The organism is Streptomyces sp. NPDC056224, from assembly GCF_042267665.1.
In the GTDB taxonomy this organism is placed as follows: Bacteria; Actinomycetota; Actinomycetes; order Streptomycetales; family Streptomycetaceae; genus Streptomyces.
In genome coordinates, this window is the sequence record NZ_JBHJTK010000025.1 from 1 (window position 1) to 24,198 (window position 24,198).

The window sequence follows — 24,198 nt, forward strand, 5'->3', positions numbered from 1 at the left end:
CTTTTTTTTTTAACCTCCCCCCGCCGGGGGCCCCCCCCCGCCCCCCCCCCCAACAACCGGGGGGGGGGGTTTTTGGGGGGTTTGTGCGCCCCGGGTCCGGGCAGCGCCCCCGGGAGGTACGGCTCCGGCGGTGGCGGAAATCGGTCGCCCGGCCGGGGCAAGATCCAGCCGGGCCGCTACCACCCGGTACCCGTACGCGGCACGGCGCGACCGCCAGTCATCCGGCGGGTTCCGGCCAGCGACGGGCCCGAGCCCGCCGTCGCACCTGAGAGAATGAAGCCATGGCTTCTGATCGTCCTCGCGCGCTCTCCGGCATCCAGCCCACCTCCGGTTCGTTCCACCTCGGGAACTACCTCGGAGCCATCCGCCAGTACGTCGCCCTGCAGGAGACGCACGACGCGTTCTACATGGTCGTCGACCTGCACGCGATCACCATGCCGCAGGATCCGAAGGATCTGCGCGCGAACACCCGCCTCTCCGCCGCGCAGCTGCTGGCCGCCGGCCTGGACCCCGAGCGCTGCACGCTCTTCATCCAGAGCCACGTGCCCGAGCACGCGCAGCTCGGCTGGGTCATGAACTGCATCACCGGCTTCGGCGAGGCCAGCCGGATGACCCAGTTCAAGGACAAGTCCGCCAGGGGCGGCGTCAACAACGCCACCGTCGGCCTGTTCACGTACCCGATCCTCCAGGTCGCCGACATCCTGCTCTACCAGGCGAACGCCGTCCCCGTCGGCGAGGACCAGCGCCAGCACATCGAGCTGACCCGCGACCTGGCCGAGCGCTTCAACCAGCGCTTCGGCCAGACCTTCACCGTTCCCGCCCCGTACATCGTCAAGGAGGTCGCGAAGATCTACGACCTCCAGGACCCGACGATCAAGATGTCGAAGTCCTCGTCGTCCCCCAAGGGCCTGATCAACCTCCTCGACGAGCCCAAGGTCACCGAGAAGAAGATCAAGAGCGCGGTCACCGACACCGAGGCCGAGGTCCGCTTCGACTTCGAGAAGAAGCCCGGCGTCAGCAACCTGCTCACGATCTACTCCACCCTCACGGGCGACACGATCGCCGCCCTGGAGGAGAAGTACGAGGGCAAGGGCTACGGCGCGCTGAAGACCGACCTGGCCGGCGTGATGGTCGATTTCGTCACACCGTTCAAGCAGCGCACCCAGGAGTACCTGGACGACCCGGAGACGCTGGACTCCATCCTGGCCAAGGGCGCGGAGAAGGCCCGCGCGGTCGCCGCGGAAACCCTGGCGCAGACGTACGACCGCCTCGGATTCCTGCCCGCGAAGCACTGATTCGGGCTCGAACGACAGACGCCCTGGCGATACGGGGGGTGCTGCCCGCACACTGGGTCGGCAGCGTCCATGCAGAGCAGACAAGCGGAGGAGAGATACGTGGGGACCGTAACGCTCGGCGTTTCGATCGCGGTCCCGGAGCCGTACGGCAGCCAGCTCCAGGAGCTGCGCGCAGGCTTCGGGGACGCCGCCGCGCACGGCATCCCCACGCACGTCACCCTCGTCCCGCCCACCGAGGTGGAGGCGGACCGGCTGCCGGGGATCCGCGCCCACCTCTCCGAGGTGGCGGCCGCCTTCCGCGGCTTCACGATGCGGCTGGGCGGGACGGGAACCTTCCGCCCCCTCTCGCCGGTCGTCTTCGTCAAGGTCGTCGAGGGCGCCGCGGGCTGCACCCGCCTCCAGGACGCGGTCCGCGCCCCCGACGGGCCGCTCAGCCGTGAGCTGGCCTTCCCGTACCACCCCCACGTCACGGTCGCCCACGGGATCTCCGAGGAGTCGATGGACGTGGCGTTCGCGGCTCTTGCCGAGTACGCCGCCGACTGGGTCTGCGAGGGCTTCGCGCTCTACGAGCAGGGCTCGGACGGGGTCTGGCGCAAGCTGCGTGAATACCCTTTCGGGACGGGCCCGACCGGGGTCCCGGCGCAGCCGGGCTCACCCACGGACGAGACCGTACGACGCTCCTGACGGAGCGGCCGCAGGGCCTGGCGGGTGCGGAACCTGAGCCTGCGCAGGACCAGAGTGTGGAACGGACGGTCCGTCCGGGGCACTTCGCGAAAAGTCACAATCGACGACCGTAGTGCCCAAAAGCGACAATCCCGGCCATTTCCGGCAGCTCAATTACGGTGACCCCATGGACTGGCTGACGAAACTCCCGGTGATCGGGCCACTGGCGGCCCGTCTGATGCAGACGCACGCGTGGCGTTCGTACCAGCGCCTCGACCGCGTCCACTGGACCCGCCTCGCCGCGGCGATCACCTTCATCAGCTTCCTCGCCCTCTTTCCGCTGATCACCGTGGCCGCCGCCGTCGGCGCGGCCCTCCTCAGCCAGGAGCAGCTCGACCGGCTCCAGAAGAACCTCGCCGAACAGGTCCCCGGCATCTCCGACCAGCTCAACCTCAACGCGCTCGTCGAGAACGCGGGCACGGTCGGTCTCGTCGCGGGCGCCCTGCTGCTCCTCACCGGCATCGGCTGGGTGGGCTCGATGCGGGACTGCCTGCGCGCGGTGTGGGAGAAGGACGACGAGGACGAGGGGAACCCGATCGTCCGCAAGGGCAAGGACGGGCTGGTGCTGCTCGGTCTCGGCGGCGCGGCCCTGGCCTCGGCCGCCGCCTCGATCATCGGCGCCAGCGCCGTCGGGAAGTCCGCCGAGTGGCTGCACATCCCGCGCGAGGGCGCGGGGGGCGTGCTGCTGCGCACGGGCGCCTTCCTCGTCGGCGTCGTGGCCGCGTTCCTGCTGCTGATCTACCTCCTGACCCTGCTCCCGGGCGTCGAACCGCCGCGCGGCCGCCTGATCCAGGCCGCCCTCATGGGCGCGGCCGGCTTCGAGCTGCTGAAGCTCCTGCTCAGCGGCTACATGCGGGAGGTCGCGACGAAGAGCATGTACGGGGCCTTCGGCGTGCCGATCGCCCTGCTGCTCTGGATCAACTTCACGGCGAAGCTGCTGCTCTTCGTCTCGTCCTGGACGGCGACCCGCGACGACACCGGGCGCCCGTCCTGACCGTGCGGGCCGGTTCCGGCCGCAGGGGGCCCGGCTACACCCAGTCCTCGTCCCGCCCCCTGCGGCCACGGGGCCACCGGCGGTTGATGACGAAGGCGCCGCCCGCCAGGACCGCCAGCGCACCGCCCGCGACACCGAGCGCGGTGCCGAAGCCGCCGCCCGAGCCGCCGCCGGCCGCCGCCGCGTTGTTCTCGTGGGACTGGGCCGGCGACCCGTGCGGGCGGGTGTCCGCGCTCTTCGGCGGCACCAGCTCACCCACCGGCTTGACCTTCCCGGCCGCCGCGAACCCCCAGTCGAACAGGGCGGCGGTCTCCTCGTACACCGAGTTGGCGCCGCCCGCGCCCGGGTTCATCACCGTGACCAGGAGCTTGCGCGCGCCCTGCTGCGCGGCGCCGGTGAAAGTGGCGCCCGCCATCGTGGTGTTGCCGTTCTTCACCCCGGCGATGCCCTTGTACGGGGAGATGCCGCCGGCGCCCGTCATCAGCCGGTTGGTGTTCTGGATCTCGAAGTACTCGCGCGGCTTCCCGGGCTCCTGCTTGCCGGGGAACTTCGCCCCGACCGTGCCGCAGTACTCCCGGAAGTCCTGCTTCTGCAGTCCGGAGCGGGCGACGAGGGTGAGGTCGTACGCGCTCGACACCTGCTCCGGGGCGTCGTACCCGTCAGGGGAGACCACATGGGTGTCCAGGGCCTGCAGTTCCTCGGCGTGGGCCTGCATGTCCTTGACGGTCTTCTCGATGCCGCCGTTCATCGCCGACAGCACGTGCACGGCGTCGTTCCCCGACCGCAGGAACACCCCGAGCCACAGGTCGTGGACGCTGTACTCCAGGTCCTCCTTGACCCCGACCAGGCTGCTGCCCGGCCCGACGCCCTCCATGTCCTTGTCGGTGACCTTGTGGACCTTGTCCTTGGGCAGGCCCGGCAGCACCGTGTCCGCGAAGAGCATCTTCATGGTGGAGGCCGGGGGGAGCCGCCAGTGCGCGTTGTGCGCGGCCAGGACCTCGCCGGACTCCGCGTCGGCCACGATCCACGAACGCCCCGTGAGGCTCGTGGGCAGGGCGGGCGCGCCGGGCAGCAGGTTCACCTGGGTGCCCGGCTGGCCGAGCAGGGTTCCGCCGACCGTGGACATCGACACGGGGGGCGCGGGCGCCGCCTTGGCGTCCGGGGCCTTCGGCGGCTGTGCCTTCCCGTCGGCCGGCTGCGCGGGCGGGGTCGGCGCGGCGTGTGCGGGGGCCATCAGCATCGTGGGGACCAGCAGCGCGGCGGAAAGGACCGTCAGCGCGGTCTTCTTTACAGACACGCAGGTGAAAGTACCTCCCGATGGGCTGGGTACGGTCGCTGACCGGCCAATCCGGCGAAACGACCGCCGGGACAGCCCACCCCGCCGCGTCGGTGCCGGGGACGAATCCGATACTGGGGGCATGAGACTCAGCCGTACCGCCTCCTGGTTCCTGCTCGCCTTCGGAGTGTGGAGCTGGTTCATCTGGGTGTCTTTCGTCCGGAACCTGTGGAGGGACGGCAGCGGCCTGGCGTTCGACGCGGCGGGCGACCCCACGCCCTACTTCTGGGTGCACCTGACGCTCGCGGTGACGTCCTTTCTCCTGGGGACGGCCGTCGGAGTGATCGGGTTGCGTGGGGTCCGCGCCCTGCGGCGTGAATCACGTACCGGCTCGAACGCGTGAAAATCGTCCTCTTCGGGCTGGTCGCGCTCGCCGTTCTCGCGCTGCTCGCACTGGTCCACCGGTGGCTCTGGACCCGTCTGGTCCGCGACACCACCGCCCCCGGCGGCCTGCCCCGCCGCATCGGCACGGTCCTCGCCATCGCCCTGCCCCTCCTCTCCGTGGCCGCGCTGACCGCGGGCCACGCCGGAGCTCCCTTCCGGCTCCAGCAGGCGGTGGCCTGGCCGGGGTTCCTCTGGCTCGCGGTGCTCCTCTACCTGACTTTGACGATGCTGGTGGCGGAGCCGGTCCGCGCGCTGCTGCTCCGCCGTCCGGCCCAGCGGATCCCCTCCGGGGAGGACGGCGGCTCCGCCCGGGGCGGGCGCAGCCCGGGGGAGTTCGGGGTGCGGGCGCGCAGCGCACGTGCGGGGTCCGCGGCGATGTCCGGGGCGATGTCCGGGGCGGAGCCCCATCACGCGGCGGAGCCCGGCGAGGCGGTGCAGCGCGACGGGGCGGGGTGGGGGACAGCCCCGCGGGCCACCGGCCCCGGCCCCGGCGACCCGGCAGCCGCCCCGGAGCTGGACCGCCGCAGGTTCGTCGCGCGAGCCATCGGCGGGGCGGCTGCCGCCGTGGCCGTCGGGACCGTGGCGAACGGCACCCACGGGGTACTGCGCGGCCCGCGCGTCAAGCGGGTCCAGGTCCCCCTGGCCAAGCTGCCGCGCGCCGCGCACGGCTTCCGGATCGCCGTCGTCAGCGACGTCCACCTCAGCCCGGTCCTCGGCCGCGCCCACACCCAGCGCATCGTGGACACCGTCAACCGCACCCAGTGCGACCTCATCGCGATCGTCGGCGACCTCGTCGACGGCAGCGTCCACGACCTCGGGCCCGCCGCCGAGCCGCTGCGCAGGCTCAGCGCCCGTCACGGCACGTACTTCGTGACCGGGAACCACGAGTACTTCTCGGGCGCCGGGCAGTGGGTGGACCACGTGCGCGAACTCGGCCTGATTCCGCTGGAGAACGCCCGCCGCCCGCTCCCGTACTTCGACCTCGCCGGGGTGAACGACATCGCGGGGGAGAGCGAGGGCCACGGCCCCGACTTCCGGGCGGCCCTCGGCGACCGCGACCGCAGCCGCAGCGCCGTGCTCCTCGCCCATCAGCCCGTCGTCATCCACGAGGCGGTCCGGCACGGCGTCGACCTCCAGCTCTCCGGCCACACCCACGGCGGCCAGCTCTGGCCGGGCAACTACCTCGCCGAGCTCGCCAACCCCACCGTCGCCGGCCTGGAGCGCTACGGCGACACCCAGCTCTACGTGTCCCGCGGAGCGGGCGCCTGGGGTCCCCCGGTCCGGGTGGGCGCGCCGTCCGACATCACCGTCGTGGAACTCGCCTCATATCAGGCCTGACCGCCCCGAACCGGCAGCGAACCGCAAAGATTCAGCCTTCCGGAGGCTGAAATTCCGTGATGGGATGTCCGATAACCGGACAGCACATCGCTGTCAGCGGTACAGGGGTGGGGTTCAGGGGCAATGCGGTCTGTCCGTTCGAAGATCATCGCGGCCGGGGTGGTCCTCGGCCTGGCCGGCGTGGGGACCTGGCAACTGCTGCCCGTTTCCGGCGGCGGCGGCAAGTCCATCCGGGTCGGAACGAGCGACGTCGTCTCCGCCCTCGACCCCGCGGGGGCGTACGACGCGGGCTCCTGGGCCCTGTTCAGCAACGTCTACCAGTCGCTGCTGACCATCAAGTCCGGCTCCGACACCCCCGTGCCGGACGCCGCGTCCTCCTGCGGCTTCGTCGGCCAGAAGCTCACCGCCTACCAGTGCGAGCTCCGCCCCGACGCGAAGTTCGCGGGCGGCCGCGCGATCACCGCCGAGGACGTCAAGCACTCCTTCGACCGGATCAAGGCCATCAACTCCGACCAGGGTCCGGCGCCGCTCTTCAACACCCTGGAGTCGGTCAGGGCGGAGGGCCGCACCGTCACCTTCAACCTCTCCGCAGGCGACGCCACCTTCCCCTTCAAGATCGCGACGGGTGCCGCCTCGATCGTCGACAAGGACAAGTACCCGGCGAATGCGCTGCGCGAGGGCGGCAAGGTCGACGGCTCCGGCCCGTACACGCTCGGCGCCTACAAGGCCGGGACGAGCATCGAGCTGAAGCCCAACGCCCGGTACAAGGGCCAGGCCAAGCCCGCCCACGCGCCCGTCACCGTCCGGTACTTCAAGGACTCCGCGGAGCTCGACAAGGCATGGAACGACCGCCAGATCGACGTCGCCCACCGGGAGATGCCGCCGGCCGTGCTCGCATCCCTCAACCCGGGCATGAAGGACACCCGCTACCAGGCCTCCGGCGGCACCGAGATCCGCTCCATGGTTTTCAACGTGCGCCCCGGCTCCACCGCCGCCCCGCTCGCCGTCCGCCAGGCCGCGGCCGCCGTACTCGACCGCGCCAAGGTGGCGACCGAGATCTACTCGGGCACCGTCACCCCGCTGTACTCCCTGGTCCCGGCGGGCATCGCCGCCCACAGCACGCCGTTCTTCGACTCCTACCCGACGCCCAGCGGCGCCGCGGCGAAGAAGCTGTTCAAGGACGCCGGGATCACCGCCCCCGTCTCCCTCACCGTCGGGGTCAACGCGCGCGGCGCGAACCTCGCGGAGGCCGACGAGATCAAGCGGCAGCTGGAGGCGACCGGCCTCTTCCAGGTGAAGATCAAGCCGGTGGAGGAGTGGACCGACTTCCAGAAGGGCTACGCGGCGGGCGAGTTCGACGCCTACACCATCGGCTGGATCGCGGACTTCCCCGACGCGGACAACTTCCTCGCCCCGCTCGTCGGTGCGGACTCGTCGATGAACAACGGTTTCTCCGACAAGGCCGTCGACGGCCTGATCACCCGCACCCAGTCCCACTCGGAGCGGGGTGAGGCGGCCGCCGACTTCCGCGAGCTCCAGAAGCTGGTCTCCCAGCAGGTCCCGATGGTGCCGATCTGGCAGAAGAAAGATTACGTGATGACCCGCGAGGCCGTCACCGGCGCCCAGTACCTGTCCGACGGGACCGGCGTCTGGCGCCTGTGGGAACTCAACTGGCTGTAAACCCGGCCACGGCCACGGCCACGGCTGCGGATCCGGCTACGACTTCGGATCCGGCTTCGGGTCCGAGGCCCGCTTGCGGGCGCCCGCCGTGGCCGTCTGCGCCATGCCGGGCAGGAAGTCCGCGAACAGCTCGTGCACCTCGCGCACCAGCGGCCGCAGCACCTTGAACCGGGCCAGCACGATGCCCCGCGTCGTCAGCTGCGCGCCGCGCTCCGCGAGCCGCCGGGTCTTCTCGCTGTTCGGCGAACGGTCGAAGACCCAGTACAGGACCAGGCCCATCTGCGAGAGCCACATCAGCTCCGGCAGCACGTCGACCAGCTCGGCCGGCACCTTTGTCTTCGCCCCCGCCAGCACCTCGCGGTGGATGTCGATGGCCGCCTGCCGCGCGTCCTCCGACTCCGGCGAGAAGGGGCTGAGCGGACTTTCGGGGTCCGCCGCGTTCTTGAAGAACTGGGAGGCGAACTCGTGATACGGAGCCGCGATGTCCATCCAGCTCGTCAGCACGCCGGCGAGCCGCTTCTGCAGGTCGGTCTCGCTGTCCAGGATGGGCCGGACCGCCGCCTGGTGAGCGGCGCCGATCCGGTCGTAGAACCCCTGGACCAGGTGTTCCTTCGATTCGAAGTAGTAATAGGCGTTGCCGACCGAGACACCGGCCTCCTTCGCGATACCCCGCATCGTCGTCTTGTCGAAGCCGCGCTCCTGGAAGAGGCGGAGCGCGGTTTCGAGGATGAGCGTGCGGGTCTGCTCGCTCTTGGGAGCCTTCTGATCAGTCACGGTGCACGAGCCTATCGGGGCACGGAGCACTGGTCGTCACAGGCCGGTTCCTCCGGCCCCTGAGGCTGGCCGTCGGTCCGTACCGCCTGCCGCCACCTGGAGGCCGTGTACATGGCGGCCCGGGCGAAGGGCCGCCCGGCGGGCGTGGAGAGCCAGTTGGCCCTCGGCCGGTGCTCGGCCAGCGCCCACAGGCACACGATGAAGGCGTCCGTCCCGGTCCACACCTGCCCGGAGTCCCCGACGACGGTGATCTCCTTCAGCGTCGAGGCGTGGTCGAGCTGCGGGAACCGCCGCCGCGCCTCGTACGACGCGGCGGGGACCAGGGCGAGCCGGACCAGCCAGCGCTGCGCGAGCAGCCAGTGCCGGATGTGGACGCAGAGCGGGCAGTTCGCGTCGTACAGGACGGTCAGGTGGCGCACCGCCCCCGAGCCCGAGGTGGCCATGGCTCAGACCCCGGCCGGAGCGGTCCACCCCTGGGGGCTGACGGGCGGGGTCTGCTGGCGCTCCATGATTCCCCGGCGGCGCATCTTGTTGAGCACCCACACGTTGCCGAGGTGCATGACGCCGAGGACCAGCAGAACGACGCCGAGCTTGACCGAGAGCGCCTCGAAGAGGTCGCGGGCCCGGACTATGTCCTCGGCCGACCGCAGGTAGAGGGTCACGAAGCCGATGTTCACGAGGTAGAACCCGACCACGAGGAGCTGGTTGACGGCGTCGGCCAGCTTCTCGTTCCCCTGGAGGACGTCACCGATGAAGACGCGGCCGTTGCGGCTGAGCGTACGGGCGACCCAGACGGTGAGCCCGATGCTGATGAGCAGGTAGATGACGTACGCGACCACGGTGAGGTCCATAGCCCTCAGCCCCCTTGAACGTGTTCAATACTGCTGACAGGGATGACTGTAGGGGCTTTTTTGAACAGGTTCAAGCGAACGTCTTCTCCAGCATCCCCGGATCCACGAAGGGCGCCGTCCGCGTCGGCACCGACCGCCACGCGAGCGGCCAGGTGATCCCGTACAGCGCGGGCACGCCGACGTAGGCGGTGGCGTAGCGGGTGCGCGAGGTGTACCGCTGCGTGTACGAGGGCCAGCTGTGCTCCCGCGCGGTGCCGGGCGGCAGCAGGAAGTACATCCAGCGGAAGCCGTTGAGCTCGTAGACGATCGGCCCGGCGTCGTGGTCGGTGAGCCCGCACAGCAGCTTGGCGGCCTCCTCGCCGAGCTGGCCCTGGATGCGCAGCGCGTCGAAGTGCACGCCCGCGAGGCGGAGCTGGAAGCCGGCCTCGGGGACCCAGTCGGGGATTTCGTCGTTCATGGGGCACAGGGTGGTGGCTCGGCCCTAGCCTGGAACAGTAGTCGCGCCGTTACAGACGGCGATCCGTGAAGGGCTGTGACGCCGGTGTCCGAGGCCGTGAACCCCAGTGAACCCCTCCCGTCACCGCTGCGCCGCGGCCTGGGCGCGCAGATGCGGACGCTCCGGGAGAAGCGCGGGGTCTCGCGCCAGGAGTTGGGCGGCCGGACGAACTTCTCGTCGTCGGCGATCGGGGCGTTCGAGCGCGGGGACCGGGCGATGGATCCGGGGATGGTCGAGCGGGTCGATGAGCTGCTCGCGGGCGACGGGCTGCTGAAGGCGGTGCTTCCGTACCTGGAGGAGGAGGGGCGGTACGCGCCGCAGTTCCGGGACTTCGCGCCGATCGAGAAGAAGGCGGTGAGCCTGTGGGTGTACGACACGCACATCGTGAACGGCTTGCTTCAGACACCGGCCTATGCCCGACAGGTCTTCCGTGACCACTGGCCGCCGGTCGACGCGGCCGAGATTGAGCACCGACTGGAGGTTCGGATCGGCCGCCAGGTGCTGCTGCATCGGGATCCGCCCCCAGTGCTGTGCTTCGTTTTGGAGGAGTCCTTCCTGCGGCGCCGGATCGGTGGGGAGGCCGTGTGGCGTGAGCAGCTCCAACATCTTTTGGAGTGCGGGCGTTTGCCGCATGTGTCGATCCAGCTGGTCCCGCTGGAGTGCGAGGAGCACGTCGGTGCGCCGGGACCGATGACCATCGCGGAGACCCCGGAGCACCGCATGCTCGGCTACGTCGAAGGCCAGCTCCAGAGCTGGGTGATCTCCGCTCGGGAAGTGGTCAGCGAGATGATCCAGCGTCATGCGAATATTCGTGCAGTGGCGCTGAGCCCTAGGGCTTCGGCGGAGCGGCTCGAACAACTGCTAGGAGAGCGATGAACACCGAACTGGCGTGGTTCAAGAGCAGTTACAGCGATGGCTCCGGCGGCCAGTGCATCGAAGTGGCCCTGGCCTGGCACAAGTCGACCCACAGCGGCGGCGATGGCGGGGACTGCGTCGAGGTGGCGTCCTGCCCCTCCGCCGTCCACGTCCGGGACTCCAAGGACACCACCCGCCCCGCCCTCACCGTCACCCCCGCGGCCTGGGCCGCCTTCACGGCGCAGGCGTCGGCCTAGGTTCCACCCACAGGGCCTCGGCGAAGGCGCAGAGGTCGCCCTCCGCCGTGGCCAGGGCCGTGCCCACCCGGTACTTGCGGCCCTCGGACCCGAGCATCCAGGAGTACGAGACCAGGCCCGAGCCGACGGGTACCGGCCGCACCAGCCGCGCGGACAGCGAGGCCGTGACGGCGCCGGCCGGGCGGCCGCCGAGGAGGCGTCCGGCCGCGTTCCCCGGGCAGTCCAGCGCGCCCCACACCAGCTCGGGGGGCAACAGGCCGTCCGGACCTCCGAGTCCGGCGGCCGGGGTCCAGGCGGTGGCGACCATCGCGCCGCCCGGCACCAGCCCGCAGTGCAGGCGCAGTCCGGTGGCGGGCGTACGGTCCAGGCCGCAGCCGAAGCAGTCGGCCGATCCGTCCGGAGGCGCCGCCCGGTAGGCGTCGGCGGCCGCCGACGCCACCGTCCAGGAGGGCGCGTCCGGTACGTCCGTGTCCAGCCCGGCGGGGGTCGCGGCGGCCAGCAGCAGTTCGCCGGAGGTCAGTTCGGCGCCCCCGCTCGCCGTCTCGGTGAGCCGTACCGGCTCACCGGTCGGCACGGGCCGCCTGAAGTCCACCCGTACGGTCTTCGCCGTCGCCCGCCCGGCGAGCACGCCCGCCACGTAGCCGCCGAATGCCACTCCCGGATAGCCGCACAGGTGGTCCGGAACCGTGATCGTCTCGAAGTCGTCGGTCATGACCCCCACTCCATCACAGAGCGCCCCCGGTCCAAATCGTTGGACAGGTGTCGAGGGCCTGGCAGATAGTGCCGCCCATGGCCTCTCTCGTACGACACCTCACCTTCGACTGCTCCGACGCCTACGCCCTCGGGCAGTTCTGGGCCGCCGTCCTGGACGGCTCGCTCGCCGACGACGACTTCCCGGGCGACCCCGAGGCGCTGGTCACGGCGCCCGGATCCGCGCTGCTGTTCGTCACGGTGCCCGACGCCAAGACCGTCAAGAACCGCGTCCACATAGACCTGCAGCCGCAGGACCGGACGCGCGACGAGGAGGTGGAGCGCGTCCTCGCCCTCGGCGCCACCGTCGTCGGCGATCACCGCAAGCCCGACGGCGCCGGCTGGGTGACCCTGGCGGACCCCGAGGGCAACGAGTTCTGCGTCGAGCGCAGCGCCGCCGAGCGGGCCAAGTGACCTCGAACTGGCCTCGAACTGACCTCGAACTGACCCCGAACCGACTCTGAACCGACCTCGAACCGACCGACAACCGAACGGCGTCCGGAGGGGACTCAGCCGGCGATCGGGTACATCGACCCGCGCCGGCCCTCCGGCGACGTCAGCCACTCCAGCTTCTCCGCCGTCTCGGTGCCCGGCAGCGGGGTGTGGAGCACGATCGCCAGGTCGGGGCGGGCGGGCACGCGCAGCTGGGTCGACTCCACGTGCAGCGTGCCGACGGCCGGGTGCTCCATCTGCTTCTGCAGCTGGCCGCCGGGCTCGACGTCGCGGCGCTCCCACAGCTCGGCGAACTCCGCGCTCAGCTCCCGCGCCTCCTCGACCACCGCCCGGAACCCCTCGTCGTTCGGACGCTCCGAGCAGGCCGCCCGGAACTGGGCCACCACGTTGCAGGCGACGTCTTCCCAGTGCGGGGAGCGGGCCCGGTAGATGGGGTCGGTGAAGAAGGCGATCAGGCAGTTCTGCACGATCTCCGGGCGCATCCCGAAGACGAGCGCGGCCGCCTCGTTGTACATCACCGTGTTCCAGTACGCGTCCATGATGTGCGCGGGGAACGGCATCCAGGCGTCGATCAGCCGCTTCAGGCCATGGCACATGTCCCGGTGGGCCGGGGCGACCTCCAGGGCGGGCGGATTGAGCCCGGCCAGGACGTACAGGTGCCGGCGTTCGGCGCTGCTGAGCTTCAGTACGCGGCCCACCGAGTCCAGGACCTGCGAGGACACCGTGATGTCGCGGCCCTGCTCCAGCCACTGGTACCAGGAGACCCCGACCCCGGCGAGCACGGCGACCTCCTCCCGGCGCAGGCCCGGCGTCCGGCGCCTGGCCCCGCCGTCCGGCAGGCCGGCCTCGGCCGGGGTGATCCGGGCCCGTCGGCTCATGAGGAACTCGCGCAGCTCGCTCCGCCGGTGCTCGTCGATCCGCGTCGCCACGAAGTCCCCCTGTCAGACTGCCTGGTGGTGCCGCCAACAGGATAAGTTCCCACTCTCCACCGGCATTCCCGGGCCGCGAGGGTAGTGGCCATGGCGATCGACACACAGACGACAACCACCGGGCCGCGCACGGCGGCCCCCGAGGACGCCCGGCTCTCCGGCCGGGCCAAGTTGGTCCTCTTCGTGCTCTGCGCCGCCCAGTTCATGGTGGCGCTCGACTTCTCCGTACTGAACGTGGCCCTGCCGGTGCTCGGCAAGGACCTGGGGCTGAGCCGGTCCGCCCTCCAGTGGGCGGTCACCGCCTTCGCCCTGCCGTCCGGCGGCTTCCTGCTGCTCTTCGGCCGGATCGCCGACCTGTACGGCCGCAAGAAGCTGTTCCTGACGGGCCTCGTGCTCTTCGGCGCGGCCTCGCTGCTCGCGACCCTCGCCTGGGACCCGGCGTCCTTCCTGACCGGGCGCGCCCTGCAAGGCCTGGGCGCGGCGGTCATCGTGCCCACCGGCATGTCCCTGCTGACCACGACCTTCCCCGAGGGGCCGCTGCGCGACAAGGCGCTCGGCATCTCCGGCACCCTGCTGTCCCTCGGCTTCACCATCGGCATGGTGCTCGGCGGCGTCATGACCGACACCCTGGGCTGGCGCTCCACGATGGGCCTGCTCGCGGTCGCCGCGGCGGTCGTCCTGGTCCTCGCCCCCGGGCTGCTGCCGGAGTCCCGTACGCCCGAGCGGCCGCGGCTCGACGTGCCCGGGGCCGTCACCGTCACCGGCGGTCTGCTCGCGCTGATCTACTCGCTGTCGACGGCCGCCCAGCGCGGCTTCGGCGACGCGGACGTCTGGGGAACGCTGGTCGTCGGGACCGGCCTGCTCGCCGCGTTCGTGGTGGTCGAGTCGAAGAGCGCGGCGCCGCTGGTGTCGCTGCCGATGCTGAAGCGGCGTACGGTCGCGTGGGGCAACGTCGCCGGGCTGGTGACGTTCTCGATGATGTCGACGGTCATCTTCGTGCTGACCCTCTACCTCCAGGAGACGCTGGAGCTGTCGTCCTTCCGGACCGGCCTGGTGTTCGGCGTCCAGGGCGTCGCGTCCGTCCTCGCCGGCTCCTACGCCCCCAGGGTCATCGGCCGCTTCGGCGCCCGCCGCGTCCTGGTCGGATCGCTGCTCGGGCAGGGCGCGTTCGGCGCCGCGCTGCTGGCCGTGGGCACCGGCTCCGGCGCACTGGTGGCGACCGTCGCCGTCTCGCTGGCCAGCATGTGCCACCTCGGGGCGATCATCTCGTACGGGCTGGTCGTGACGAGCGGCGTGCCCGACGAGGAACAGGGCCTGGCGACGGGCCTGGTCACCACCACCCAGCAGGTCGGCCTCACGATCGGCATCCCGCTGCTCGGCGTCCTGGCCACCACCCGGGCCTCGCTCTTCGACGGGGTCCGCACGGTCCTGGCGACCGACGCGGCGATCGTCCTCGCGGCGGCCCTCCTGGTGGCCGTGGGCCTGGGCCTGAGCCGCAAGCGCGGCTAGGCGTCCGGGGCGGGCGGCGCGGCCTTCTTGCGGGGCTGCGGCCGGCCCGCCGCCAGCAGCTCGTCCACGTCGAGGGTGACCTTGGCGCCGAGGGAGTCGGGGAGGGTGGCGAGCTCGCCGGATGCGTACACCCGGTGGGTGCCGTAATCGCCGCTCTCGGGATCGGTCAGCACGTGGAGCCGCTGGTGCTGGCGGTTCACGATGACGTAGACCGGGACCCCGGCGCTCGCGTAGGCCCCGACCTTGGAGCGCAGGTCGGTGTTGTAGTTGCTCGACGTCACTTCGAGGACGAGGCGGAACACGACCGGGTCGTAGCAGTTGTTCCTGACGAGGTGCTCATCGCTGTCCGCGTCGACCACGACGAGGTCCGGGATGGCGTAGTCCTCCGGTCCGCCCGGCAGCCACAGCCCGATGCCCTGGTGCACCTCGGTCTCGCCGTCGTCCAGGCCTGCGGCGACGAACGGACGGGTGATCTTGTTCAGCACCCTGGAGTGGGGCAGGTCCGCGGGCGGCGTCACGGTGAGCTGACCTCCGATGATCTCGACGCGGTAGCCAGGGGCCTGCTCCATGAGCCGGTTGGCCGCTTCGAGCAGGGTCGGCGGCCGGTCCTCATTCGGGTACGCGGAGTACTCGACGGGTGCTGCGGGCATCTCGGGCCTCCCGTGGGCTGGGTCGAGAGCATCATCGTAGGACGGCGGCCGGCCCGCGTCCGGCAAGCGCCCGCGTCACCGGATCGGGTGGAGGAACTCCAGGAGGAGCTCGGTGATCTCCGCCGCGCGGCCCTCCTGGCGGCGGTGGGTGCACCCCACTTCCCCGAGGCCGCTCAGCCCGCGCTCAGCCCTCCGAGGCCGGCGGCGCGGCCTTCTTGCGGGGCAGCGGCCGCCCCGCCGCCAGCAGCTCGTCCACGTCGAGGGTGACCTTGGCGCCGAGGGAGTCGGGGAGGGTGGCGAGCTCGCCGGCGGCGAGGATGCGGTGGCTGGCGTACTGCCCTTCGGCGGGGTCGGTCAGGACGTGCACCCGCTGGTGCTTCCGGTTGACGATGACGTAGACGGGGACCCGGGCCTGGGCGTAGGCGACGGCCTTGGCACGCAGGTCGTTGTTGTAGTTCGACGAGGTCACTTCCAGGACCAGGCGGAAGGCCGCCGGGTCGTAGCAGTTGAACTCGATCAAGTGGTCGTCGATGTCGGCGTCGACGACGGACAGGTCGGGAATCGCGTAGTCCTCGGGACCGTCGGGCAGCCACAGGCCGACACCCTGCACGACATGAGACTCCGGCCCGTGCAGGCCGGCGCTGAGGAACGGCAGCATGAGGTCGGTCAGGACTCGTGCGTGCGGGAGGTCTGGGGGCGGGGTCACGGTGAGGATGCCTCCGATGATCTCGACGCGGTAGCCGGGGTTCCGCTCCATGAGCAGGTCGGCCTCTTCGAGGAGAGTCAGCGGCTTCTCCTCGTCGGCGTACTCAGGGTGCTCGACGGGTGCTGTGGACATTCCGGGCCTCCCGTGGGCTGGGTCGAGAGCATCATCGTAGGGCGGCGCCCGGCCCGCGTCCGGGAAGCGCCCGCGTCACCGGATCGGGCGGAGGAACTCCAGGAGCAGCTCGGTGATTTCCGCGGGGCGCTCCAGCGAGGGCAGGTGGCCCGCCCAGGGGAGCTCCAGGTGGCGGGCGCCGGGGACGAGGGAAGGGAGTTCGGCGGCGACGGCGCGGAAGTCGGGGAGGTCGTGGGCGCCGCCGACGGCGAGGACCGGGGCGGTGATCGCGGCGAAGTCGACGTCCGGCTCGGGGAGTTCGTGGTCCTCGGCGAGGCACGCGGAGCCCTGGAAGTTCCGCAGCTGCATGGCCCGTACCAGGGTGTGCGCGGCCTCGTCGGCGTCCGGGCCGAGCCAGGTGCGGGCGTTCAGCGCGGCCGCCCCCTCCAGGTCGCCGGCCTCCAGCAGCGCGTCCTCCGCGGCGCCGAACTCCCGCACCTGAGGCGAGCCGGGCCGGTGCCCCGGGCGGCCCGCGCAGAGCAGGGCCAGGCGGGACACGCGTTCCGGGTGCAGGGCGGCGATCCGCAGGGCGACCCGGCCGCCGTAGGAGGAGCCGACGAGCGCGGCGCGCTCGATCCCGAGCCGGTCCAGCAGCGCGACGACGTCGCCGTCGTCGCTGTACGGGGCCCGCGCGGCCGGGGAGTCCCCGCAGGTCCGGAAGTCGGGCCGGACCACGCGGAACCCGGCCTCGGCCAGGGCCCCGTACGGGGAGTCCCACATGCGCCGGTCGCAGACGGAGGAGTGCAGCAGGACGACGGCGGGGCCGTCGGAGGGTCCGTCCACGTCAAAAGAAACGATCATGCGCTGATCCTGCCGGGTGGGGGCGGAGGCCGCCACCGTGTTCCGGCCCCGCCCGGACGCCCCCTCAGAGGCTCAGCGACCGTGCGAAGTTGAGCTGGGACATCACCCACGGGAAGGTGCTCTGGTCCTGGGCCGGGATCATCGTGGAGTGGTGGCGGCCGCCGCTGGTCACCGAGACCTGGATGTAGCCCGTGGTCTTCTTCTCCTTCATCAGGAGGAACAGCAGGCCCAGCAGGCAGAACAGGAAGAAGATGACGGCCAGGATGATCGCGTGGGTCGGGATCTTCTCCTCGGTGCGCGAGAAGTCCGTCGCGTTCCAGACCGCGCCCCGCAGGGGCATGTTGCCCGACGGCGTGATGATCTGGTCCCCCACGACCGTGATGTCGCCGAGGGACACGCCTGCGCCGTTCATCGGCGCCGGGGCGGGAACGGGGGCCGGGATGCCCGCGCCCATGGTCGGCTGGTAGGGCGCGTGCCCGGCCGCCGGATAGGGCTGCGGGTAGCCGTAACTGGCCTCTCCCGGGCCCCACTTGTAGTCACCCTGGCCGGGCATGCCGGGCTGCCCGCCCTGGCCCGGGTCGCTCGCGTACGGGTTCGGCTGCTGCTCACTCATGCCGCCGATCCTTCCACAGCGACCCCCCGGGCTGTACCCCGTCCGAGCACCGCGCTGCGGAGACGGCCGCACGCCTGCCGCGAGGAAGACCCACCGGTCATGGGGGACACCCCGCCCCCGACGGGCCCCGGGTACGCGTGAAGCCCGCACCCCGGGAAGGGGTACGGGCCTCACCGCGTCAAGGAGGGGGAATCAGAAGCGACGCGTGATCAGCGCGCGCTTCACTTCCTGGATCGCCTTCGTGACCTCGATGCCACGCGGGCACGCGTCGGTGCAGTTGAAGGTCGTGCGGCAGCGCCACACGCCGTCCTTGTCGTTCAGGATCTCCAGCCGCTGCTCGCCGGCCTCGTCGCGCGAGTCGAAGATGAAGCGGTGCGCGTTGACGATCGCCGCCGGGCCGAAGTACTGGCCGTCGTTCCAGAACACCGGGCACGAGGACGTGCACGCGGCGCACAGGATGCACTTGGTGGTGTCGTCGAAGCGCTCGCGGTCCTCGGCGGACTGCAGGCGCTCACGCGTCGGCTCGTTGCCCTTGGTGACCAGGAACGGCATGACGTCGCGGTACGCCTGGAAGAAGGGCTCCATGTCGACGACAAGGTCCTTCATCACCGTGAGGCCCTTGATGGCCTCGACCGTGATCGGCTTCTCCGGGTTGATGTCCTTGATCAGCGTCTTGCAGGCGAGCCTGTTCTTGCCGTTGATCCGCATCGCGTCGGAGCCGCAGATGCCGTGCGCGCACGAGCGGCGGAAGGTCAGCGTGCCGTCGAGGTCCCACTTGATCTTGTGGAGACCGTCGAGCACGCGCTCCTTCGGGTCGATCTCGATCTGGAAGTCCTGCCACTGCGCCTCGTCCGAGATCTCGGGGTTGTAGCGGCGGATCCGGAAGGTGACCGTGATGAAGGGCGAAGCCGCGGCCGCGGCCTCCATCGTGTCCGTCTTGCTCAGGGTCGGGGTGCCCATCAGTACTTACGCTCCATCGGCTGGTAGCGGGTGACGACGACAGGCTTGTAGTCCAGCCGGACCGAGTCCGTGCCGTTGTCGTCGACCTCGCGGTACGCCATGGTGTGGCGCATGAAGTTGACGTCGTCGCGGTTCGGGTAGTCCTCGCGGTAGTGACCGCCGCGGGACTCCTTGCGCGCCAGCGCGGACACGGCCATGACCTCGGCCAGGTCGAGCAGGTTGCCCAGCTCGATGGCCTCCAGCAGGTCCGTGTTGAAGCGCTTGCCCTTGTCCTGGACGGACACGTTCTTGTAGCGCTCGCGCAGTTCCGCGATCTTCTCGACCGCGGTCTTGATGGTCTGCTCCGTACGGAACACCATCACGCACGCGTCCATCGTCTCCTGGAGCTCCAGGCGCAGGTCGGCGACCCGCTCCTTGCCCGTGGAGTTGCGCAGACGCTCGACGAGGTCGATGACGTCCTGCGCCGGGTTCTCCGGCAGCTCGACGTAGTCGTGTCCGTGCGCGTACTCGGCCGCGGCGATGCCCGAGCGCTTGCCGAAGACGTTGATGTCCAGCAGCGAGTTGGTGCCCAGGCGGTTCGCGCCGTGCACCGACACGCACGCGACCTCGCCGGCCGCGTACAGGCCCGGGACGACGGTGGTGTTGTCGCTGAGGACCTCACCCTCGACGTTGGTCGGGATGCCGCCCATGGCGTAGTGCGCGGTGGGCTGGATCGGGATCGGGTCCGTGTACGGCTCGATGCCCAGGTACGTACGCGCGAACTCGGTGATGTCCGGGAGCTTCGCGTCGAGCTGCTCCGGCGGCAGGTGCGTCAGGTCCAGGTACACGTGGTCACCGGCCGGACCGCAGCCGCGGCCCTCACGGATCTCGGTGTAGATGGAGCGCGAGACGACGTCACGGGACGCGAGGTCCTTCATGACCGGCGCGTACTTCTCCATGAAGCGCTCGCCGTCCTTGTTGCGGAGGATGCCGCCCTCACCACGGGCGCCCTCCGTCAGCAGGATGCCCATGCGCCAGATGCCCGTCGGGTGGAACTGGAAGAACTCCATGTCCTCCAGCGGCAGGCCGCGGCGGTAGCAGGCCGCCTGGCCGTCACCCGTGAGGGTGTGCGCGTTGGAGGTCACCTTGAAGAACTTGCCGGTGCCGCCCGAGGCGTAGATGACGGCCTTGGCCTGGAACACGTGGATCTCGCCGGTGGCGAGCTCGTACGCGACCACACCGGCCGACTTCTTGACGCCGTCCTCCTCGACCAGGAGCTGGTCCAGGACGTAGAACTCGTTGAAGAACTCCACGCCCTCCTTGACGCAGTTCTGGTACAGCGTCTGGAGGATCATGTGGCCCGTGCGGTCCGCGGCGTAGCAGGACCGGCGGACCGGGGCCTCGCCGTGGTTGCGCGAGTGGCCGCCGAAGCGGCGCTGGTCGATGGTGCCGTCCGGGGTGCGGTTGAACGGCAGGCCCATCTTCTCCAGGTCGAGGACGGCGTCGATGGCCTCCTTCGCCAGGATCTCGGCGGCGTCCTGGTCGACCAGGTAGTCACCGCCCTTGACCGTGTCGAAGGTGTGCCACTCCCAGTTGTCCTCTTCCACGTTGGCCAGCGCGGCGGCCATGCCGCCCTGCGCGGCGCCCGTGTGGGAGCGGGTGGGGTAGAGCTTCGTCAGCACGGCGGTGCGGCTGCGCTTCGTCGACTCGATGGCGGCGCGCATGCCCGCGCCACCGGCGCCGACGATGACGGTGTCGTACTTGTGGATCTTCATGTGGTTCGCCTCAGCCCCGTTGCCTAGCGGATGTTCGGGTCGAAGGTGAAGATCACCAGCGTGCCCAGAAGGATGGTGAACACCGTGGCGGTGTAGAGCAGGCCCTTCAGCCACAGCCGCGTTCCGGCGCGCTCCGCGTAGTCGTTGATGACGGTACGCAGGCCGTTGGCGCCGTGCAGCATGGCCAGCCACAGCATCAGCAGGTCCCAGACCTGCCAGAACGGGGAAGCCCACCGGCCCGCCACGAAGGCGAAGCCGATCTTGGAGACGCCGCCGTCGAGCACCAGCTGGATCAGCAGGTGGCCGATGACCAGGACGACGAGCACGATGCCCGAGAGGCGCATGAAGAGCCACGCGACCATCTCGAAGTTGCCGCGGGTCGAGCGCGGGGTCTTAGCCGTCCGCTTGCGCGGGGCCTCGATGTAAGGCGCCGGGTTCTCGGCGTCGTAGAGGGATGCGCCCTCGACGTCGCCGATGGCCTTGGCGGAAGAAGTGTCAGAAGACATGCGTGTCACTTCCCGAACAGTTCAAGGTAGGCGTGGCCGAGTACGGGGTACAGGGCGCCAGCCATCAGCACGACCCAGATGCCCACGACCCACCAGAGCATCGTCTTCTGGTGGCGCGGGCCCTTGGACCAGAAGTCCACGGCGATGACACGGAGACCGTTGAGCGCGTGGAAGAGGATTGCGGCGACGAGGCCGTACTCCAGCAGCGCGACGATCGGAGTCTTGTAGGTAGCCACCACGTCGTCGTACGCCTCGGGGGAGACGCGGACGAGTGCGGTGTCGAGGACGTGTACGAACAGGAAGAAGAAGATGAGGACGCCGGTGACTCGATGAGCCACCCAGGACCACATTCCTTCCCGGCCGCGGTACAACGTTCCAGCCGGCACGGAAAACCCTCCGGAAGCGGGGCGGGGGCCAGCCGGCTTCTTTGTCGGTCGGGCCCGGCCGGGTACGGTCCTCCGGCCCCGGACATCGTAGCGACGCTTTGTCGGTTCCTTCGCGCGGGGGCCATCGGTGTGATCAAACAGGCTCGGACGGGCTATCCCACAGGGGCGAATAGCCCCATTTCCGCCCCAGACAGACCATCCGCCGACGTCAGCCAATGTGTCAGGTCGCACAGTCGGGCCTGCGCGACGCGGCGCAGCTCGTCGGCGGAGATCGAGCGTTCCTCGTCCGCCTCGTGCCCCATCCGCCGCCGGATCGCGGCCAGCAGGTGGGCCGCCCGTTCTTCCGGGGGATGCCCGTCGAGGCAGATCACGAACGCGTGGCCGAACTTCCGTTCGTACGCGGAGTGGGCCGCGTCGAGGGCCAGCAGCGCCGCGTACGGGGCCCCGTGGCCCAGCTCCTGCGAGCACTCGGCGGCCAGTGCCTCCGTCAGGTCCGCCTGGGAGAGGTCGTACGAGGCTTCGCCCGCGGCCGCGACCAGGGCGTCGAGGTCGGGGTAGGGGCGGTGCGCGGCGACCCGGTGCGCCCAGCGGCGGCTTCCGCAGCACTGCTTCAGGGCGGCCAGGGCCGCCTCGGGGGGCAGGGTGTTGAACCGGGCCAGTCCGGAGCCGTGGGACGGGCCGGGACCTCCCCCGGACCTCTCCCCCGGACGCTGTCCGGAAGGTGCCCCCGGGGAGGTGCGCCCATGGGACTGTGCCGGAAGGTGGCTGGACAGCGGGGGGCTCCTCGGGGCGCGGCGCGGGTGTGCCGCCACGCTATAGACGCGGGGCAGGGCGTGTCGTACCCATTCGGGGATTTCACCCGGAAGTGAGCCGAAAGGATGACGTGGGTACCGTGGACCTCGACGGGGCAGCGCCCGGGAACGGGACAAGGAGGGCGGCCGAGGCCGCCACCCCCCACAGGAGAGGCCCCGGCCGCCATCCGTCACGGGCTCGTGCGACAAGCCCGTATCCCTGTCAGCGTCCTGAGTGCGTTTTGTGTCACACCTCGCTCTGCGCAGGATTGGTTGCTCGTTGTACAACGCGTGGACGAAGGTGCGGGAAAGCCGTAACGTGCTGATTTGCGCCAGACGTACAGGACAGTGAACGGGTTGGGGACTTTGCTGGGGGACGACGCGGAGCTGACCGCCGCGGTGCTCGCGGCACAGGACGGCGACGAGAACGCGTTCCGTGCTGTGTACCGTGCCGTGCACCCACGCCTGCTCGGATACGTACGCACGCTCGTCGGGGACGGCGACGCGGAGGACGTGACCTCCGAGGCCTGGCTGCAGATAGCCCGCGACCTCGACTCCTTCGCCGGTGACGCCGACCGCTTCCGGGGCTGGGCCGCCCGCATCGCCCGCAACCGGGCCCTCGACCACATACGCATGCGCGGCCGCCGCCCCGCCATCGGCGGCGACGACACCGAGCTCACCGGCTGGGCCGCCGACAGCGACACCGCGGGCGCGGCGATGGAGGCCCTGTCCACCAGCTCGACGATGGCGCTCATCGCGCAGCTCCCGCAGGACCAGGCGGAGGCCGTCGTCCTTCGGGTCGTGGTCGGCCTGGACGCGAAGAGCGCGGCCGAGACCCTCGGCAAGCGCCCCGGCGCCGTGCGCACCGCCGCCCACCGCGGCCTGAAGAAGCTCGCGGAGCTGCTCGGAGCGCAGGACGCGGAGGGCGGCTTCGCGCCGGACCCGGTACCGGACTCGGACCGGGGCACGCGCGTCGGCCATAATGCCGGTGGCCATTCACGGGGCGGCGGGGGCGGGAGGGATCTCGACGCCGTACCCGCGCAGCGTGGCCACGGCGGGGGCCTCGTAGAACAAACCGGTGTGACGCATTCACGTTGGCGGACGCAGAAGGACATGTGATGGCCGACGAGCGCGACAGGTGGCTGGACAGGGCCGCGGCGGACAAACTGCTGCGCGGCGAACCGGCGGAACCTGCGGGACCGGACGCCGATCCGCGGGCCCGGCGCGAAGCCGCCCGGCTGCGCGCCGCCCTCGACGCCCTGGCCGGCCCGCCGCCCGCCACCGCGGAACTGCCCGGTGAGGCCGCGGCGGTGGCCGCCTTCCGCGCGGCGCGCGGCGCTTCCGCCGCCACGTCCGGACGCCCGGCACGCCCCGAACGGGCCGGTTCCGCGGCTCCCTCCGGCGAACCCCTGATCGACCTCGGCCGCGCCTCCGCCGGCTTCCGCGTTCCCGCGCCCCGGCGTGCCCGGACGGTGCGGTTCGGTCTGGCGGCGGCCCTCGCGAGCGTCGCGGTCGGCGGACTGGCCGCCGCGGCGGGCGCCGGACTGCTGGACCAGTCGCGGCACGACACCGCCGGGCCGGGCCCGGCGATGTCGGTGAGCGCCGACGGCGCGCCCACCCCGGGCGACGGCGGCGGGGCCTCGACGCTCAGCCCGCAACTGAGCCCCACCCCCCTGCGGGACGGCGCGAGCCCGTCGGCCTCCGCGGGCCCGACCCAGCCGCCGGGCACGTCCGCGGGCGGTACGGCCTCCGCCGGCGGACTCTCGTCCGGTACGTCGGCGACCGGCGGCCCGGGCAAGGGCGACAGGGACGGCAAGACCGCGACGGACGGGTACCAGGACCTCTTCGGAGGCGCGAGCAAGGACCGCGACCAGGACCGGGAGAACGCGCGCCGGGCCGTGGACCTCTGCAAGGACTACCGGTCCGGCAAGCTCAACGACGACCGGCGCGAGCGGCTCTCCCGCCTGGCCCACGGCCTCTCGCGCATCCCGCACTACTGCGAGGCGCTGCTGGACGGCGTGGTCGACGGCGGCAAGAGCATGGACTCCCCGGGCACGTCCGCGGGCGGTACGGGCTCCGGGGCGGTCAGGAGCCCGAGCCCGACACCGGCGCCGGGCGCCTCGGTGACCCTGCCCGACCGGCTCTGAACGGGGCCGTGTCCGCCTCCGACGGGGCTGCGTCCGCCTCCGACCGGCTGCGCCGAGCTGCCTGTAACACTTTTCGAACCGGTGACGCA

The 24,198-nt window shown here is 71.0% G+C and carries 28 protein-coding genes; 12 read left to right on the forward strand and 16 right to left on the reverse strand.

Going from position 1 to position 24,198, the window contains the following annotated elements; genetic code table 11:
• The first annotated feature begins 281 nt into the window (after positions 1–281).
• The 3 genes from trpS (at position 282) to ACFCZ1_RS25280 (ending at position 3,012) form a co-directional block, all read left to right on the forward strand.
• The gene (gene trpS, locus ACFCZ1_RS25270; RefSeq protein WP_376680540.1) at positions 282–1,295 is read left to right on the forward strand and encodes a tryptophan--tRNA ligase; all 1,014 of its coding nucleotides are present in this window, start codon (positions 282–284) and stop codon (positions 1,293–1,295) included.
• A gap of 99 nt (positions 1,296–1,394) precedes the next feature.
• Complete coding sequence (locus ACFCZ1_RS25275; RefSeq protein ID WP_376680541.1) at positions 1,395–1,979, forward strand: 2'-5' RNA ligase family protein; 585 nt, start codon at positions 1,395–1,397, stop codon at positions 1,977–1,979.
• Positions 1,980–2,145: 166 nt separating this feature from the next.
• The gene (locus ACFCZ1_RS25280) at positions 2,146–3,012 is read left to right on the forward strand and encodes a YihY/virulence factor BrkB family protein (RefSeq protein ID WP_376680542.1); all 867 of its coding nucleotides are present in this window, start codon (positions 2,146–2,148) and stop codon (positions 3,010–3,012) included.
• 34 nt (positions 3,013–3,046) lie between these two features.
• Here ACFCZ1_RS25280 and ACFCZ1_RS25285 read toward each other — a convergent pair whose 3' ends face one another.
• Positions 3,047–4,309, reverse strand: coding sequence for a D-alanyl-D-alanine carboxypeptidase family protein (locus ACFCZ1_RS25285; protein WP_376680543.1), 1,263 nt, complete (start codon positions 4,307–4,309; stop codon positions 3,047–3,049).
• Positions 4,310–4,430: 121 nt separating this feature from the next.
• Here ACFCZ1_RS25285 and ACFCZ1_RS25290 point away from each other — a divergent pair, with 121 nt between their 5' ends.
• From ACFCZ1_RS25290 to ACFCZ1_RS25300, 3 genes are all read left to right on the forward strand, one after another.
• The gene (locus ACFCZ1_RS25290) at positions 4,431–4,691 is read left to right on the forward strand and encodes an SCO4848 family membrane protein (RefSeq protein WP_376680544.1); all 261 of its coding nucleotides are present in this window, start codon (positions 4,431–4,433) and stop codon (positions 4,689–4,691) included.
• Complete coding sequence (locus ACFCZ1_RS25295) at positions 4,688–6,070, forward strand: metallophosphoesterase (protein ID WP_376680545.1); 1,383 nt, start codon at positions 4,688–4,690, stop codon at positions 6,068–6,070. The genes ACFCZ1_RS25290 and ACFCZ1_RS25295 overlap by 4 nt, the downstream gene beginning before the upstream one ends.
• Before the next feature lie 123 nt (positions 6,071–6,193).
• Positions 6,194–7,750, forward strand: coding sequence for an ABC transporter substrate-binding protein (locus ACFCZ1_RS25300; protein WP_376680546.1), 1,557 nt, complete (start codon positions 6,194–6,196; stop codon positions 7,748–7,750).
• Between the two features lie 36 nt (positions 7,751–7,786).
• Here ACFCZ1_RS25300 and ACFCZ1_RS25305 read toward each other — a convergent pair whose 3' ends face one another.
• The 4 genes from ACFCZ1_RS25305 to ACFCZ1_RS25320 all read right to left on the reverse strand — a co-directional run bounded on the left by ACFCZ1_RS25305 (position 7,787) and on the right by ACFCZ1_RS25320 (position 9,832).
• On the reverse strand, positions 7,787–8,524 hold the full coding sequence (locus ACFCZ1_RS25305; protein ID WP_376680547.1) for a TetR/AcrR family transcriptional regulator: 738 nt from the start codon (positions 8,522–8,524) through the stop codon (positions 7,787–7,789).
• 11 nt (positions 8,525–8,535) lie between these two features.
• Positions 8,536–8,967 (reverse strand): thiol-disulfide oxidoreductase DCC family protein, encoded by a 432-nt coding sequence (locus ACFCZ1_RS25310; protein WP_376680548.1) that lies wholly within the window; start codon positions 8,965–8,967, stop codon positions 8,536–8,538.
• A 3-nt stretch (positions 8,968–8,970) separates the two neighbouring features.
• Entirely contained in the window at positions 8,971–9,375 is a 405-nt protein-coding gene (locus ACFCZ1_RS25315; RefSeq protein WP_376680549.1) for a hypothetical protein, read from the reverse strand.
• Positions 9,376–9,445: 70 nt separating this feature from the next.
• Positions 9,446–9,832: a hypothetical protein gene (locus ACFCZ1_RS25320; protein ID WP_376680550.1), complete on the reverse strand. Its 387-nt coding sequence runs from the start codon at positions 9,830–9,832 to the stop codon at positions 9,446–9,448.
• 84 nt (positions 9,833–9,916) lie between these two features.
• Between ACFCZ1_RS25320 and ACFCZ1_RS25325 the strand changes: the two genes are divergently transcribed.
• Together ACFCZ1_RS25325 and ACFCZ1_RS25330 are read left to right on the forward strand one after the other, a co-directional pair.
• Positions 9,917–10,747 (forward strand): helix-turn-helix domain-containing protein, encoded by an 831-nt coding sequence (locus ACFCZ1_RS25325; protein ID WP_376680551.1) that lies wholly within the window; start codon positions 9,917–9,919, stop codon positions 10,745–10,747.
• Positions 10,744–10,983, forward strand: coding sequence for a DUF397 domain-containing protein (locus ACFCZ1_RS25330; protein ID WP_376680552.1), 240 nt, complete (start codon positions 10,744–10,746; stop codon positions 10,981–10,983). The genes ACFCZ1_RS25325 and ACFCZ1_RS25330 overlap by 4 nt, the downstream gene beginning before the upstream one ends.
• On the opposite strand, the gene ACFCZ1_RS25335 is transcribed toward ACFCZ1_RS25330, so the two are convergent.
• Positions 10,961–11,695, reverse strand: coding sequence for a hotdog fold domain-containing protein (locus tag ACFCZ1_RS25335; RefSeq protein WP_376680553.1), 735 nt, complete (start codon positions 11,693–11,695; stop codon positions 10,961–10,963). The genes ACFCZ1_RS25330 and ACFCZ1_RS25335 overlap by 23 nt on opposite strands.
• Positions 11,696–11,772: 77 nt before the next feature.
• Here ACFCZ1_RS25335 and ACFCZ1_RS25340 point away from each other — a divergent pair, with 77 nt between their 5' ends.
• Entirely contained in the window at positions 11,773–12,147 is a 375-nt protein-coding gene (locus tag ACFCZ1_RS25340; protein WP_376680554.1) for a VOC family protein, read from the forward strand.
• A 95-nt stretch (positions 12,148–12,242) separates the two neighbouring features.
• Here ACFCZ1_RS25340 and ACFCZ1_RS25345 read toward each other — a convergent pair whose 3' ends face one another.
• The gene (locus ACFCZ1_RS25345; RefSeq protein ID WP_376680620.1) at positions 12,243–13,064 is read right to left on the reverse strand and encodes a helix-turn-helix transcriptional regulator; all 822 of its coding nucleotides are present in this window, start codon (positions 13,062–13,064) and stop codon (positions 12,243–12,245) included.
• 141 nt (positions 13,065–13,205) lie between these two features.
• Between ACFCZ1_RS25345 and ACFCZ1_RS25350 the strand changes: the two genes are divergently transcribed.
• Positions 13,206–14,624 carry an MFS transporter gene (locus tag ACFCZ1_RS25350; RefSeq protein ID WP_376680555.1) on the forward strand — a complete coding sequence of 473 codons (1,419 nt, stop codon included), beginning with the start codon at positions 13,206–13,208 and terminating at the stop codon, positions 14,622–14,624.
• Here the strand turns inward: ACFCZ1_RS25350 and ACFCZ1_RS25355 are convergent.
• The 9 genes from ACFCZ1_RS25355 to ACFCZ1_RS25395 all read right to left on the reverse strand — a co-directional run bounded on the left by ACFCZ1_RS25355 (position 14,621) and on the right by ACFCZ1_RS25395 (position 21,983).
• Entirely contained in the window at positions 14,621–15,274 is a 654-nt protein-coding gene (locus ACFCZ1_RS25355; protein ID WP_376680556.1) for a Uma2 family endonuclease, read from the reverse strand. The two genes, ACFCZ1_RS25350 and ACFCZ1_RS25355, sit on opposite strands and share 4 nt — an antisense overlap.
• Positions 15,275–15,458: 184 nt before the next feature.
• Positions 15,459–16,112 carry a Uma2 family endonuclease gene (locus tag ACFCZ1_RS25360; RefSeq protein WP_376680557.1) on the reverse strand — a complete coding sequence of 218 codons (654 nt, stop codon included), beginning with the start codon at positions 16,110–16,112 and terminating at the stop codon, positions 15,459–15,461.
• A gap of 75 nt (positions 16,113–16,187) precedes the next feature.
• On the reverse strand, positions 16,188–16,952 hold the full coding sequence (locus ACFCZ1_RS25365) for an alpha/beta fold hydrolase (protein WP_376680558.1): 765 nt from the start codon (positions 16,950–16,952) through the stop codon (positions 16,188–16,190).
• A gap of 64 nt (positions 16,953–17,016) precedes the next feature.
• On the reverse strand, positions 17,017–17,565 hold the full coding sequence (locus ACFCZ1_RS25370) for a hypothetical protein (protein WP_376680559.1): 549 nt from the start codon (positions 17,563–17,565) through the stop codon (positions 17,017–17,019).
• Between the two features lie 192 nt (positions 17,566–17,757).
• Positions 17,758–18,525: a succinate dehydrogenase iron-sulfur subunit gene (locus tag ACFCZ1_RS25375; protein ID WP_376680560.1), complete on the reverse strand. Its 768-nt coding sequence runs from the start codon at positions 18,523–18,525 to the stop codon at positions 17,758–17,760.
• Positions 18,525–20,279 (reverse strand): succinate dehydrogenase flavoprotein subunit, encoded by a 1,755-nt coding sequence (gene sdhA, locus ACFCZ1_RS25380; RefSeq protein WP_376680561.1) that lies wholly within the window; start codon positions 20,277–20,279, stop codon positions 18,525–18,527. The genes ACFCZ1_RS25375 and sdhA overlap by 1 nt, the downstream gene beginning before the upstream one ends.
• 23 nt (positions 20,280–20,302) lie before the next feature.
• Positions 20,303–20,785: a succinate dehydrogenase hydrophobic membrane anchor subunit gene (locus ACFCZ1_RS25385; protein ID WP_376680562.1), complete on the reverse strand. Its 483-nt coding sequence runs from the start codon at positions 20,783–20,785 to the stop codon at positions 20,303–20,305.
• Positions 20,786–20,790: 5 nt separating this feature from the next.
• Positions 20,791–21,171, reverse strand: a complete 381-nt coding sequence (gene sdhC, locus ACFCZ1_RS25390; protein ID WP_078556124.1) for a succinate dehydrogenase, cytochrome b556 subunit — start codon at positions 21,169–21,171, stop codon at positions 20,791–20,793.
• A gap of 152 nt (positions 21,172–21,323) precedes the next feature.
• A complete protein-coding gene (locus ACFCZ1_RS25395) occupies positions 21,324–21,983 on the reverse strand; it encodes a 2-oxo-4-hydroxy-4-carboxy-5-ureidoimidazoline decarboxylase (protein ID WP_376680563.1) in 660 nt (219 codons plus the stop codon).
• Between the two features lie 345 nt (positions 21,984–22,328).
• Here ACFCZ1_RS25395 and ACFCZ1_RS25400 point away from each other — a divergent pair, with 345 nt between their 5' ends.
• Together ACFCZ1_RS25400 and ACFCZ1_RS25405 are read left to right on the forward strand one after the other, a co-directional pair.
• Entirely contained in the window at positions 22,329–23,081 is a 753-nt protein-coding gene (locus ACFCZ1_RS25400; RefSeq protein WP_376680621.1) for an RNA polymerase sigma factor, read from the forward strand.
• Positions 23,081–24,109: a hypothetical protein gene (locus ACFCZ1_RS25405; RefSeq protein WP_376680564.1), complete on the forward strand. Its 1,029-nt coding sequence runs from the start codon at positions 23,081–23,083 to the stop codon at positions 24,107–24,109. Before ACFCZ1_RS25400 ends, ACFCZ1_RS25405 begins: the two co-directional genes overlap by 1 nt.
• Positions 24,110–24,198 lie beyond the last annotated feature (89 nt).